Genomic DNA, 12,598 nt, shown 5'->3' with positions numbered 1-12,598 from the left:
GGTACTTTATCCTCCCGCTTAGCACCCCGCATTACTGCGACGCACCGGGATTAGCTATCCGGCCCCTTGGTGGTTACCGGAACGGGACTTTCACCCGCAAGTGCGGCCCAGCTAAGCTGGGCGCGCCTAAAAAGAAAGGAGGCCGATTGGCTCGGCCTCCGTCGGTTTCAGTCTTTTAACGTTAAGTTTCTGCCCTAATTAGCGGCATTCGCTGTTGTTTGTGCCGCGCGGTTGCTATCCATGGTCTCGAGGGCCAGGACCAGCTGCAGGGCTTTGGATGCGACCATGACCTGGTCGTCGTCCGGCTCTTTCGTGGTGACAAACTTCTGCAACGTCTGGCCGCCGAAGAGCATGACCTTGGTCAAGATGAACTTGGGCCATCTCATCAACTGGCGGAACAGCTCGAGCGACATCGTCAGCGCAAATATCGAGTACACCCCTGAAAACGCCAAGCTGACGGTGCTTTGCGGTGACGGGAAGTAGAGCGATGTCAGGACCATGATGATGAACACGAGGTTCGTGCCGCATCTTGGATGTATCCTGGAGCAGCTCTGTATCTGCGCCGCATCGTTCAGGTCTTTTTCCTGCTCGAATGCGTTGACCGCCTTGTGCTCTGCGCCGTGATATGTCCATATCCGGCCCGTCATCCCCTTGCTGATCGTCCAGAGGGCTAACATCAGGTAGAAGAACTGGGACACGGCGTTCACCACTAGGCTCGGCTCGAGATAAGTCCTAGCCAGCATCGAAAGAGGCAGTGTAATGGCGATGTAGATTCCTACCCAGAGAAGCAGACGGCGATTTGCAGCCGCCGGGTTTTTCCGGTAGGTCTGGAAGCCGAACTTCACCATCTCGATGAACGAAACCACCGATCGGATGAAGAACACGTTCCAGCGTGGATGATGGTCAAGCCACGAGGAAACCGAGCCGAACTCTGATGAGCCGTCCTCTTTTACAAGTGCCCAGTATTTTTTTGTCCTCATTAAAACGCCGTCGCCAAACGCCTGGCCGCCGACCCTTATATTACTCAATAATATCACCTATCGTTCTAAAAACGCGCTGTTCTCAAGTATAGCTGCATCTCCCGGCACCGACAAGCTGCAACGGGTCGCCCAGCAGGCAGGCCATATAGGCCTGCATCAGCTATTTTTAATAAAAAAAATCACTACGCTTAAGTTTGCCGGAACGTATTTAGTCGCATAACAATAATAAGACGGTTATCTGCGACCTTCACGGACTTTCACGACACGCGATTAACCATTAGGGATTAGATTCTACCATGGCCGAAAAGAATAATTCGAGGCAACAACCGCATAAAAGACCGAGCGCGACGGACCTCACCGTCTCATACGAGTTCGAGCGCCATGACAGCACACTCACCGTGCGCCTTGCCGGTGAAGCCGACCTATCGGGGAGTTCAAAACTCAGGCGCGCGTTGTCACGAAAGCTCAATGGGGTCGATAAAATCGTCTTCGATTTAAGCAAACTCGAGTTCGCCGATAGCTACTTCCTAAGACTCCTCATCGTGCTAAGAAAACGCCTTGGCGGGGTCTCGTCGGTCAAAGTCGAAAACGCACATCCCAACATCCGTAGAATTTTCGAGATTACCGGACTCGACAGGCTCTTTTTTCAGGACGAATAGCGTATATCACCCGCTCGATGCCTGCTTGCCGACCGACCTACCCCACCCCTGAACAACAACTGATTGGAGAATTATTTAAAAATCTCTTCGTAACTAGGTTTAGAAGGATTATTATCGGGGAAAAATACGGCGTGACCATAAAACTAACCTAGCAATTGACAGTGCCTAACCAGACGGAGAAAGGATTGATCCAGAGATGAAAGGTTCTATCGTTCGCGGCGTATCATTCAGCGGTAACAACGGAAAAACTTTAGAAGAAGTCCTCGCTGGACCAAAACGTGTGACAGAGTTGGCATTTTGCCAGCGCTGTGGATGCAAGCTATCCCTCTATAGAGAACCTGATGATTCGTTGTGCTGCAGCTGCCATAGGGCATTAAATCCGATGTTTCATAGACAATCGGCGTAATCTGCGCCGATTAATCGAGATAATTGAGACAGGGGAAACGTTACTCCATACCTTTAACGAGGAAGTTTACGCGCTCGGCGATGGTAACACAGTGGTCTGCGATACGCTCGAGGTAACGACCGACAAAGGCCGATTTTATCGCGCAACTGATTTCATGGTCGCCGCCGTAATCAAAGAGTTTGCTGAAGAGTTCTGTGTACATACCGTCTATCCGGTCATCCTGATCTTCCACCGCCTCAGCAAGACTTACATCGTATTTCGTGAACGACTGCAGGGCATCGGCAATCATAAACGTAACGGCATTCCCCATCTTTGTTAAGACATCCGAGGCCACCAAGGGCTTGCCTTCATTTACCCCCGGAGATGCCTTAGCGATGTTTATTGCAAGATCCCCCATTCGCTCGAGATCGCTGATAATCCTGATGCTGCAGGCAATAAGCCGTAAATCACGCGCGACCGGCTGCTGGGTAGCGAGCATCATAAAGCAATTGTTCTCGATCTCATCGAATATCTGATCGATCTTATCGTCACCGACGATTATCTTGGCAACAAGGGATGGGTCGGGATCGGTGATCGTGACGATAGCGCCCTGGACCGCTTCTTCGACGAGGCATCCCATCTGTAACACCGATTTATGTAAAACTTCTAGTTCCTCATGAAAGGTTCTTCTCACTACCCAAGTACTCCCTTTTAGCCGAAGCGTCCTGTAATATAGTCCTCTGTTTTCTTATGTGTGGGACGGGTGAATATGGTGGATGTGTCCGCAAACTCAACCAGCGTGCCCGGTGCACCGGTCTCTTCAACCAGGAAGAAGGCCGTATAATCAGACACGCGGGCGGCTTGTTGCATGTTGTGGGTTACCATCACGATGGTGTAATCGGATTTCAAAGTATCGATAAGGTCTTCGATCTTCTGCGTTGATATGGGATCAAGGGCCGAACACGGCTCGTCCATAAGCAGAAGCTCGGGCTTGATCGTGAGCGCCCTTGCTATGCAGAGGCGCTGCTGTTGCCCGCCCGAGAGCTGAAACGCCGATTTATGCAGGGTGGTTTTTACCTCATCCCAGAGCGCCGCTTTCCTGAGGCTCTCTTCAACCAGGTCATCAAGCTCGCCTTTCTTCTTCGTGCCATGTATTTTCGGGCCTAGCGCCAGGTTTTCATAAATACTTTTCGGAAACGGGTTCGGCTTCTGGAACACCATGCCGACGCGCTTGCGAAGCTGCACCGGGTCGGTGCCGTTTTTGTATATATCGATGCCATCGATGAGTACTTCGCCCTCTACACGGGTGCTCATCGTTATCTCGTTGGTCCGGTTGATAATACGAAGCACAGTCGATTTGCCACAGCCAGACGGGCCGATGAACGCCGTCACCTGGTTTTTAGGCAGCTTAAACGATACGCTATCGATGGCTTTGAACGAACCGTAAAAGAACGAGACGTTTTTAAATTCAACTTTGGTTTTCTCTTGCATAATTTAGGTCTCCCAATATAGCCAGGTACGTATATGCTAGCAGAGCATACTGCGTGCCCGAGTCAAGACTCATTATCAATTATTTAAGTATTGTAAGCAACTGTTTTGTAAAGTGCTACTCAATAAAAAAGTAAAACTAAACTCGCGTGTTTTACTCAAAACACGCGAGTTTAACAATTTTATAACAAACAGTTAGCAAACCTTTAACCAACGCCGCTTTATAAGGTGCTATGTTCTGTACATGATATATCCAAAGCTACTTATCCACGAGCAGGGGCTCCCCAACAACGCCCCTGCTCATTATTTGTCCATCACAATTTTGACCTGGGAGGTGATAAGTCGATGTCATTAGCCGAGAAACGCCTAGCTAAGCAAAACGGAAATTATATAAACCTGGTCTTGCGCAAGATAATCAGGGCAGATTGTCGTAAGAAAGCCTTGAGCGTATCATATCGATCGATAAGCAACCTGATTATCGATGTATTGATTGTTATCGTTCTACTGGCTCTTTTGGCCGGCACAATCCAAATCCTGATACGTCTACCGCATTTGATTACCGGCGATTTGTTCTCTACCGGCTTTCATAGCCTTCTCAACGATGTAATGATCGTCTTCATCTTTGTCGAACTCTTCCGCGTACTGCTCGACTACTTCAAGGAAGAACGGGTCAAGATTACGTACATCGCAGATGCGACCTTGGTATTCACATTCAAAGAAATCTGGATACGCTTTTCGGAACAAAGCTTCGATACGGCAAAGATACTCGCCATGGGTGGCGCAATGCTGGCGGTCGCGATTGTTCGAACCCTGGCTGTTATCTACTCCCCGGATCGGCCTAAGGAATAGGCGCCTTTGTGCCTGCAGACTAGCAATGATTGTAAAATCAATGCTAGTCACTTACTATATACGCGAGGGGAATGTGAATTAGTTTATGGCCGAGATTCTTGTTATCGAGGACGATCTGTTAATTAGGGAAACCGTGGAGTACAGCTTGAAAGGCGCCGGCTTCACTGTGGCGACCGCCGAAAACGGGGTTCAAGGCCTTGAAGAGATGCATAAGCACACTCCCGACCTCATCCTGCTCGATCTGTTGCTGCCCGGCATGGACGGCTTTGAGGTCTGCAAGAAAATCCGTGAGTCCGATGAGAACGTGCCGATTATTATGATCACAGCCCTCGAAGACCAGCGCAGCAAGCTTAAAGGGTTCAGCGTCGGGGCCGACGATTACATCACCAAACCGTTTAGCATCGAAGAGCTGGTCGCCCGCATCCGCGCGAATTTGAAGCGAACCCTTAAGAAAACCACCGAATCATCCACCATCAAAATAGGGGATCTCACGCTTGATATGGTGAAACATATCATCGAGGTCGGCGGCAAAGATATCAAACTGCGCCTGAAGGAGTTCCAGCTCTTAACCGTTCTCGCATCCGAGCCCGGTGTCTTATTTACCCGCCAGGACCTTGCCGAACGCGTGTGGGGGTACGAGTTTTATGCGTCAAGCCGCACGATCGATGTGCACATACGGCGCATCCGCAATAAAATAGAGGAGCACTCCAAGTTCTCCTATATCCAAACCGTCCACGGCCTCGGCTATAAATTCCAAGCCGAGGAGAAAATCCCATGCGTATAGGAAAAAAACTTGCCATTAGTTATGGGTTGCTTGCAGTACTTACCGCTCTGATCACCGGCTTGATATTGCGGGCCTCGATCGGCAACGCTGAGATTCTTGTAATCGTAGTCGGTGTGGCGCTCCTGGTGGTTTTGATGAGCTACTGGCTCTCGCGCTCCTTAACCAGCCCCTTAAGCCGGATGACGATTATGGCGGAGCGCATGTCTAATAACGACCTCGAGCAACGCCTCCCGATTGAAAGGCAAGACGAGATTGGTGAGTTATCAAAGTCGCTTAACGACCTTGCAGCGAATCTTAAGGGACGGATCGATGAACTGCGCTCTGAAAAGGCCAAGGTCGACCTCATCCTGGATAATATGGCCGAGGGCATCCTCCTAATTAACGGCGACAGCGAGGTTATTTTGACCAACCCCGCTATCGAGCGGATTTTCCAAATCAGAACCGACAGCATTACCGGCTATCCGGTACTCCATTCGATTAGAAGCTTCGATCTTGACCGCGCCGTCCAGGAATCCGTAGCATCCGGCAAGGAAGTCCTGGACGAGATCGACCTGCAGGCGCCGTTTCGACGGCTTCGAATCCGCGTCATGCCGATTAAAAGTAGCACTGGCGAGATACAAACCCTTGCCGTAATCAGGGATATCACCAGGCAGAAACAGGTCGAGAAACTGAGAAAAGACTTTGTCGCCAACATTTCTCACGAGCTAAAAACACCTTTAACGGGCTTGAAGCTCCTCTCTGAAACACTGCTGCGTAGTATCGATACCGACCCGGCTTCGAGCAGAGTATTTATCAAACGGCTGGATAAAGAGCTAAGCACGCTTATCAATATGGTATTAGAACTCATCGATCTCTCAAAGCTCGAAACACAGCACGAGGCGATCGAAAAAGTGCCGACCGATCTTGGAGAGCTTGTCAATGAGGTCGGCTTAAGCTTCTTCCAGCTTGCCGCAAGCAAAGGGCTTTCCCTCAATCTGAGCATCCCCGAGAACGTGCCGTTGATCGTTGGGGATAACGAACAACTGTTAACGCTCATACGAAATCTGGTGGACAACGCCATCAGGTACACGATGTCGGGCGGTAAGATCGACGTAAAAATCGAACCGGCCGGTTCGCATATCGACCTCATCGTTCAAGACAACGGCATCGGTCTTGCACAACGTGAGATCTCCAGGATTTTCGAGCGCTTCTACCGCGTTGATAAGGCAAGAAGCAGGGAAACCGGCGGGACCGGCCTGGGTCTCTCCATCGTCAAGCATATTGCCGAAAACCATAATGCCACAGTCGAAGTAAACAGCTCCCTCGGAATCGGCAGTACATTTACCGTGCGGTTTCCGTCTATCAGCGGTTAGCCTCCTCCCCTAGCGCCCGCAACCGCACGGGTAGAGTTAACAATTTTTTTACAAAATGGTTACATCTTTTTCACCACTAGAAACCCACTTCACCCTATTCTGAGTATAGGCACATGTTGAGGACACGGGCCCAATCAAAATGCGCCACATATCCTTTAGGAGGTTTAAATGGTATTATTTTCCCGTTTCTCTAAGAAAACAAAGTTGGTAGTAATCGCAGCTTTTGCCCTCGTAGTCGCTATTGCGATAGTTGGATGCGGTTCGAGCGGCGATACAAGCAACAGCAACACTGGTAGTTCAGAGAAGGGCTCCAATGCAAGTCTTTCCGGAAACGTCAAAATCGACGGTTCAAGCACGGTGTTTCCAATCAGCGAGGCCATGGCAGAGAATTTCATGAAAGCAAACCCTGGCGTTAACGTTACCGTCGGGTCGTCTGGAACAGGCGGCGGATTTAAAAAGTTCATAGCAGGCGAGACCGACATAAGCGATGCTTCAAGGCCGATTAAAGACAAGGAAAAGGCCGATGCAAAGAAAAACGGTCTTGAGTACATCGAAATTCCTGTCGCTTATGATGGTATCTCACTAGTTACCAATAAGGACAACACCTGGGCGAAATCAATCACGACTGCCGAGCTTAAGAAGATATGGGAGCCGGGTAGCAAGATTTCGACCTGGAAACAGGTTAATCCCGCATGGCCAGATACCAAGCTCTCCCTCTATGGTCCGAGCAGCGCACATGGAACGTTTGATTACTTTACCGATGAGATCAATGGTGGGGAAGGAGCAATCCGCACCGATTATCAGGTCAGTGAAGACTACAATGTAATGGTTCAGGGTGTCGAGGGCGACAAGGGTGGCCTTGCGTTCCTTGGATATGCCTACTATAAGCAGAATGAAAACAAGTTAAACATTCTTGCGGTTGATGGTGGCACAGGGCCGGTTGAACCGACCGAAGAAAGCATTAAAGACGGCTCGTACAAGCCGCTCGCTCGTCCGATTTTCATCTATGTGAGCAAGAAGGCACTCGAGCGTCCCGAAGTCAAAGCGTTTATTCAATACTACCTGACTGACGGAACTAAGCTCGTCTCAGATGTAGGATACATACCGCTAAACTCAGCTGATTACGATAAAAGCCTTAAGCTCGTCGAGTAATTGGGAGTTGTGCACAAAGTCGAATAAATAGAATCCATGTGGATAGCATCAGTAGCCGGTAATCCGGCGCTGATGCTATCGCCGTTGATTTTATAAAGGGTGATGGGATTGAACATGACAGAAGAAACAAGCAGCCTCGCTCCCGAAATCGTCCCCGACGACGCAACAGAATTAGTTCTCGGGGTCGCAGAGCAAAAGTTCAAATGGCGTGATATAAAAGAGAAACTGATTTATGCTCTTCTTTTTGGTTCGGTCTTGATCTCAGTGTTAACGACGATCGGGATTATCTTATCGTTGTTTACTGAAACATTCTCCTTTTTCAAAGAAGTTCCAATAAGCAAGTTTTTAACCGATACCCAGTGGACCCCGCTGTTTCTCGACAAACATTTCGGTGTCCTGCCCCTTGTAGCCGGCACGACGGTAATCCTCATCGGGTCGAGTATCGTCGCGCTGCCGCTCGGCTTGGCGAGTGCGATCTACCTAAGCATGTATGCAGGCCCGACTGTTAGAAGAGTTATCAAACCGCTGCTTGAGGTTCTCGCGGGAATCCCCACCGTTGTATACGGATATTTCGCGCTGACCTTTGTTACCCCACTCTTAAAAAACTTCCTGCCCGGCTTACCTCCATTCAACGCGCTCAGCGCAAGTATCGTGGTAGGTATTATGATCATCCCGATGATCTCCTCTCTTAGCGAGGACGCGCTTATTTCCGTACCTAAAACGCTAAAAGAAGCCGGTTTCGCGCTTGGCGCGACCCCCTACGAAGTTGCGACGAAGATCGTGCTACCTGCCGGCCTTTCCGGGGTTATCGCCTCATTTATACTGGCAATTTCGAGAGCCATAGGTGAGACGATGATCGTAATGCTTGCCGCGGGGTCGACGCCAAAATTTACGCTTAACCCGCTGGAGAGCATCCAGACGATGACCGCAAGCATCGTCTCGATCAGCATGGGTGATACGCCGCAAGGGACAATCGAGTATAAGACTATTTTCGCCGTTGGGACGTTACTCTTCGTGATTACCCTACTGATCAACATCGTAGGACAAATGATAACCCGCCGATTCAGGGAGGTGTACGAGTAAATGAGCATGGATACCGCCGCATATCAAAGGCACTTGAAAAAGCGCGCCGCAAAAGACTTTATATTCCATAAATTGATGCTCCTCGCCTGCATTATTGCAGTAGGCGCCCTTGTCGTGCTTCTCGTAGACATTGTGAGAAAAGGTCTACCCTGGCTTAGCTGGCACTTTATGACCAGCTTCCCGTCGTTTATGCCTAAAAACGCTGGAATTCTCTCGGCGCTATCGGGAACCTTGTGGGTTACCGCATTAACGGCCTTTTTTGCGTTTCCAATCGGCGTCGCTACCGCTATATTTCTGGAAGAATACGCCCCCAAAAGCCGGTTGATGAATATTATAGACATCAACATCGCAAACCTGGCTGGCGTACCGTCAATCGTGTACGGCATCCTCGGTCTAGCCATATTTGTACGGACAATGGCGCTAGGCCGCAGTATCCTGGCCGGGGCGCTCACAATGACACTGCTCGTTCTTCCGGTGATGATAATCGCCGCGCGTGAGGCCATACGAAGCGTGCCAAGCTCCCTGAGGACGGCATTTTTAGCGATGGGGGCGACAAGATGGCAGACAATCTGGCACATCGTCATCCCGGCGTCACTCCCAAGTATTTTCACCGGGGCGATCCTTACGATTTCGAGGGCCATCGGCGAAACGGCCCCGCTTATCCTCATCGGCGCGCTCTCGTTTGTCGCGTTCACGCCAAGAAGCCCCATGGACGGATTTACCGTATTGCCGATTCAAATATTCAGCTGGATATCAAAACCCCAGGAAGATTTCAGCCACCTGGCAGCGGCAGCGATTATGGTCCTGCTTGTAGTGCTGCTGTCAATGAACGCGGTTTCGGTGTTGCTCAGAAACAAGTATGAAAAAAGAACCCGCGTCTAGTCGCTTGCCCACTCCAGCGACCAGGCGTCCGGCAAGATAATCGAGCCGTTTTCACGCAAGACCAACGGCATCACCCGCGAATATGCGGGTTTGATAGCTGCTCGAATCCGAACTAATTTTCGCCACCTTTCTTATCCTGTCAGCAACTTAGCTACTACATTTCTTGTGCGTATTGCGCCGTTATCCAGCATGTTTGACCCTCGCCGTCTCAAAAACCAGAAAATAACTCAGACCCCGTGACCGCTTGCGCTCCTGTGCGTTGACGCTTGAATCTCCTTGCAAATCGGGCTAAGTTACAAAAACTGTGTTTCAAATCGGTAACTCTGTTGAGTGTTTTTGATGATCGCTCAACGGCTGTCGAGCGAAACACAAAGCTGGCCAAGAAGCAACCTGAGGGCCGCCCAAGTCTTTGCGGCAGTCTTCTGAAAATAAGGAGGGTTCATTATTAATCAGATAGTAACGTCTTTCTCAAAACCAGTACTCGGCTTATGTGTAAGCCTGATTATCTGGTCCAGCTTCAATACCCTGCTGCAAGCCGAACCCAACGAACCGGCACCGGCAAAACCCGCAGCAGTCAAAACTGCCCCGGCAAACCCAACAACGGGTCTTGCAACGAAACCAGCACCGGCCAAGCCTCTCACTATCAGAGATAAAGCCCGTGCCGCCGCCGAAAAGCACGGCGTTCCACCCAAGTTGTTCTTTGCTCTTATCCAGCAAGAATCAGGATGGAACTCGCGCGCTATATCAAGAGTAGGCGCTATCGGGCTAACCCAGGTAATGCCTTTTAATGTAAAGGCAATGGGCTACAAGTTAAGCAGGTATAGAACATCACCCGTCGCCCAGCTTGAATGCGGCGCGAAGATACTGCGAGCCGAGTTCAATCGCTTCGGACGCTGGGACCACGCTCTCGCAGCGTATAACGCGGGCGGCGGCGCCGTCAGCAGATACGGCGGTATCCCGCCATACAGCGAGACCATACACTACGTAAGAAACATCATGTACATGGCGAATTACACTAAGGTTTAGCTAACAGCACTCTCGCAGGGGCGCCTTCAGCCCCGAGAACCTTTAGAGGCAGGCACATTACCTGATATGCGCCTGCCTCTATTTTTGATAGGTCAAGGCCTTCGACTATAACAACACCGTGCTGCAATAATATGCGATGCACATCCGTACCGTGTTTGTACTCAGCAACAGAGAGGTAGTCGATCCCGACAAGCCGCACGCCTTTTTCAACGAGTAATCGGGCGGCATCGGGGGTGAAATAGACAAAATCGGTGGTAAACTCATCCCTCTCCCAGAGGCGTGAGTTTCGGGTTTTAAAGAGGGCACGCTCACATCCTTCAAAGTCGAGCGCCTCAAGATCGGCCTGGGTAATCTCGTTTTCAATGGTAAGCTCGAATACAGCCGCCGGACCGACCAAAACATCCAGTGCGAGCTGGTCGACGGTAGCCCCTCCCGGCAGAAAATGCGCGGGGGCATCGACGTGGGTGCCGGTATGACTCCCCATCCTGAGCATTGAAACATCCGAGGACGCCCCTTCGGCGATTGCGTGCACGATGGAGCGTTCAAATCCGGGGTCGCCCGGCCAGGTGGGCATATTCGATCTAATCGGAACCGTTACGTCGTAGAGTTTGCGGCGATTCATTACTGCTCTTGCTTTCTTCCGATGGCCTGCTTAACGGCGCTCGCGATGTGCTCCGGCGTGAGGCCGTACTTTGCCAGTAGCTCCTTTGGCCGGCCCGATTCGCCAAACGTGTCGTTGACGGCAACCATCTCCTGTGGGACCGGCGCATTCATCGCTAAGACTTCGGCCACCGCCCCACCCAAACCGCCGTTGATCTGATGTTCCTCGGCAGTAACGATAGCACCCGTTTGCAAAGCGGCGGCAACGATTGTGCCGGTATCGAGCGGCTTAATCGACGGGTTGTTTATCACGCGCACTGAATATCCCTCGGCCGCGAGGCTCTCAGCGGCCTCAAGCGCGGGATAGACCATGGTACCACACGCAATAATGGCGGCATCGTCCCCTTCGCGCAAAACCAATGCTTTTCCTATTTCAAACGGCGTCTCAAAGGTGGTTATCACAGGGACTTTCTCGCGGGCAAAGCGAAGATAGACCGGCCCTTTATATAGTGAGGCGGCAACAGTCGCTTTTTTTGCCTCAAGTACGTCGCAAGGAACCAGGACCACCATATTCGGCAGGCATCGGGTTATCGCGATATCTTCAAGCGCCTGATGGGTGGCGCCGTCCTCACCGGTAACAAGCCCCGCGTGTGAGCCCGCTATTTTAACGTTCGCCCTGCTATAACAAATGCTCACGCGTATCTGGTCCCAGTTTCTGCCCGGCGAAAATACCGAAAACGAGCTGGCAAACGGGATTTTCCCCTCAAACGCGAGCCCGGCCGCCATCCCCGCCATATTCTGCTCGGCAACCCCCGCCTCGATAAACCGGCCGGGATACTTTTTCGAGAACTCAAGCGTCCTGGTCGACTCGGTCAAATCGGCGCTGAGCACCACGACATCCTGATTGTATTCACCCAGCTCCATCAACCCCTGGCCATAACCATCCCTGGTCGCGGCTTTCTTTATATCTTTACCAAATAACGGCTCAACAAGATGAGCGCGTGGATTTATAATTTGCGATCTCCCCTTTTATGCGGTCTTCCTCCGCTTTAAGCTGTTCGAACGCGACATCGCCCTGTTCTTTAGTCGGGGCCTTGCCGTGCCATTCGTAGTTGTTTTCCATATAGCTTACGCCCTTGCCAGGAATCGTATGGCACAAAATCGCCGTCGGCTTCTCGTAAATCGCTTTGGCTTCTTTGCACGCCGCGATAATTTGGCGGATGTTGTGACCGTCCACCTCTATCACGTGCCAGTTGAGCGCCTCGTATTTATCCTTGAGCGGCTCGAGCGGGAATATATCCTCGGTGTGACCGTCGATCTGGATATTATTCCTGTCTTATAGAACCGTTAAATTCCTT

At 50.9% G+C, this 12,598-nt stretch carries 15 protein-coding genes; 8 read left to right on the top strand and 7 right to left on the bottom strand.

Annotated features, from left to right (window positions below; genetic code table 11):
* Positions 1-194: 194 nt before the first annotated feature.
* Entirely contained in the window at positions 195-1,028 is an 834-nt protein-coding gene (locus ACYC56_RS08045; RefSeq protein WP_461373661.1) for a DUF1385 domain-containing protein, read from the bottom strand.
* A 248-nt stretch (positions 1,029-1,276) separates the two neighbouring features.
* Between ACYC56_RS08045 and ACYC56_RS08040 the strand changes: the two genes are divergently transcribed.
* Positions 1,277-1,639 carry an STAS domain-containing protein gene (locus ACYC56_RS08040; protein WP_461373660.1) on the top strand — a complete coding sequence of 121 codons (363 nt, stop codon included), beginning with the start codon at positions 1,277-1,279 and terminating at the stop codon, positions 1,637-1,639.
* Positions 1,640-2,085: 446 nt separating this feature from the next.
* Here ACYC56_RS08040 and phoU read toward each other — a convergent pair whose 3' ends face one another.
* Complete coding sequence (gene phoU, locus ACYC56_RS08035) at positions 2,086-2,718, bottom strand: phosphate signaling complex protein PhoU (protein ID WP_461373659.1); 633 nt, start codon at positions 2,716-2,718, stop codon at positions 2,086-2,088.
* A 17-nt stretch (positions 2,719-2,735) separates the two neighbouring features.
* On the bottom strand, positions 2,736-3,515 hold the full coding sequence (pstB, locus tag ACYC56_RS08030) for a phosphate ABC transporter ATP-binding protein PstB (RefSeq protein ID WP_461373658.1): 780 nt from the start codon (positions 3,513-3,515) through the stop codon (positions 2,736-2,738).
* Positions 3,516-3,857: 342 nt separating this feature from the next.
* Between pstB and ACYC56_RS08025 the strand changes: the two genes are divergently transcribed.
* The 6 genes from ACYC56_RS08025 to pstA all read left to right on the top strand — a co-directional run bounded on the left by ACYC56_RS08025 (position 3,858) and on the right by pstA (position 9,614).
* On the top strand, positions 3,858-4,361 hold the full coding sequence (locus ACYC56_RS08025) for a phosphate-starvation-inducible PsiE family protein (RefSeq protein WP_461373657.1): 504 nt from the start codon (positions 3,858-3,860) through the stop codon (positions 4,359-4,361).
* 85 nt (positions 4,362-4,446) lie between these two features.
* Positions 4,447-5,145 (top strand): response regulator transcription factor, encoded by a 699-nt coding sequence (locus tag ACYC56_RS08020; RefSeq protein WP_461373656.1) that lies wholly within the window; start codon positions 4,447-4,449, stop codon positions 5,143-5,145.
* Positions 5,136-6,497 carry a HAMP domain-containing sensor histidine kinase gene (locus ACYC56_RS08015; protein ID WP_461373655.1) on the top strand — a complete coding sequence of 454 codons (1,362 nt, stop codon included), beginning with the start codon at positions 5,136-5,138 and terminating at the stop codon, positions 6,495-6,497. The genes ACYC56_RS08020 and ACYC56_RS08015 overlap by 10 nt, the downstream gene beginning before the upstream one ends.
* A 168-nt stretch (positions 6,498-6,665) precedes the next feature.
* On the top strand, positions 6,666-7,649 hold the full coding sequence (locus ACYC56_RS08010; RefSeq protein WP_286678971.1) for a PstS family phosphate ABC transporter substrate-binding protein: 984 nt from the start codon (positions 6,666-6,668) through the stop codon (positions 7,647-7,649).
* 114 nt (positions 7,650-7,763) lie between these two features.
* A complete protein-coding gene (gene pstC / locus ACYC56_RS08005) occupies positions 7,764-8,732 on the top strand; it encodes a phosphate ABC transporter permease subunit PstC (RefSeq protein WP_461373654.1) in 969 nt (322 codons plus the stop codon).
* Complete coding sequence (gene pstA / locus ACYC56_RS08000; protein WP_461373653.1) at positions 8,733-9,614, top strand: phosphate ABC transporter permease PstA; 882 nt, start codon at positions 8,733-8,735, stop codon at positions 9,612-9,614.
* 449 nt (positions 9,615-10,063) lie between these two features.
* On the opposite strand, the gene ACYC56_RS07995 is transcribed toward pstA, so the two are convergent.
* A complete protein-coding gene (locus ACYC56_RS07995) occupies positions 10,064-10,306 on the bottom strand; it encodes a hypothetical protein (protein WP_461373652.1) in 243 nt (80 codons plus the stop codon).
* A gap of 1 nt (position 10,307) precedes the next feature.
* On the opposite strand from ACYC56_RS07995, the gene ACYC56_RS07990 reads away from it, so the two are divergent.
* A complete protein-coding gene (locus ACYC56_RS07990; RefSeq protein WP_461373651.1) occupies positions 10,308-10,640 on the top strand; it encodes a lytic transglycosylase domain-containing protein in 333 nt (110 codons plus the stop codon).
* On the opposite strand, the gene ACYC56_RS07985 is transcribed toward ACYC56_RS07990, so the two are convergent.
* Genes ACYC56_RS07985 through ACYC56_RS07975 form a run of 3 tightly spaced genes read right to left on the bottom strand, consistent with a single transcriptional unit; the run spans position 10,630 to position 12,537 of the window.
* On the bottom strand, positions 10,630-11,262 hold the full coding sequence (locus ACYC56_RS07985; RefSeq protein WP_461373650.1) for a cyclase family protein: 633 nt from the start codon (positions 11,260-11,262) through the stop codon (positions 10,630-10,632). The genes ACYC56_RS07990 and ACYC56_RS07985 overlap by 11 nt on opposite strands.
* The gene (locus ACYC56_RS07980; RefSeq protein ID WP_461373663.1) at positions 11,262-12,206 is read right to left on the bottom strand and encodes a transketolase family protein; all 945 of its coding nucleotides are present in this window, start codon (positions 12,204-12,206) and stop codon (positions 11,262-11,264) included. Before ACYC56_RS07980 ends, ACYC56_RS07985 begins: the two co-directional genes overlap by 1 nt.
* Positions 12,207-12,225: 19 nt before the next feature.
* Positions 12,226-12,537 (bottom strand): hypothetical protein, encoded by a 312-nt coding sequence (locus ACYC56_RS07975; RefSeq protein WP_461373662.1) that lies wholly within the window; start codon positions 12,535-12,537, stop codon positions 12,226-12,228.
* Positions 12,538-12,598: the final 61 nt, after the last annotated feature.

Source organism: Candidatus Aquicultor sp., assembly GCF_054640775.1.
This window is presented reverse-complemented; position numbering and strand designations above follow the sequence as displayed.

Coding starts and splice junctions, on each gene's coding strand:
- ACYC56_RS08040 (WP_461373660.1), top strand. CDS start 1,277: ATGGCCGAAAAGAATAATTCGAGGCAACAACCGCATAAAAGACCGAGC.
- ACYC56_RS08010 (WP_286678971.1), top strand. CDS start 6,666: ATGGTATTATTTTCCCGTTTCTCTAAGAAAACAAAGTTGGTAGTAATC.
- pstC (WP_461373654.1), top strand. CDS start 7,764: ATGACAGAAGAAACAAGCAGCCTCGCTCCCGAAATCGTCCCCGACGAC.
- pstA (WP_461373653.1), top strand. CDS start 8,733: ATGAGCATGGATACCGCCGCATATCAAAGGCACTTGAAAAAGCGCGCC.
- pstB (WP_461373658.1), bottom strand. CDS start 3,515: ATGCAAGAGAAAACCAAAGTTGAATTTAAAAACGTCTCGTTCTTTTAC.
- ACYC56_RS08020 (WP_461373656.1), top strand. CDS start 4,447: ATGGCCGAGATTCTTGTTATCGAGGACGATCTGTTAATTAGGGAAACC.
- ACYC56_RS08015 (WP_461373655.1), top strand. CDS start 5,136: ATGCGTATAGGAAAAAAACTTGCCATTAGTTATGGGTTGCTTGCAGTA.
- ACYC56_RS08025 (WP_461373657.1), top strand. CDS start 3,858: ATGTCATTAGCCGAGAAACGCCTAGCTAAGCAAAACGGAAATTATATA.
- ACYC56_RS07985 (WP_461373650.1), bottom strand. CDS start 11,262: ATGAATCGCCGCAAACTCTACGACGTAACGGTTCCGATTAGATCGAAT.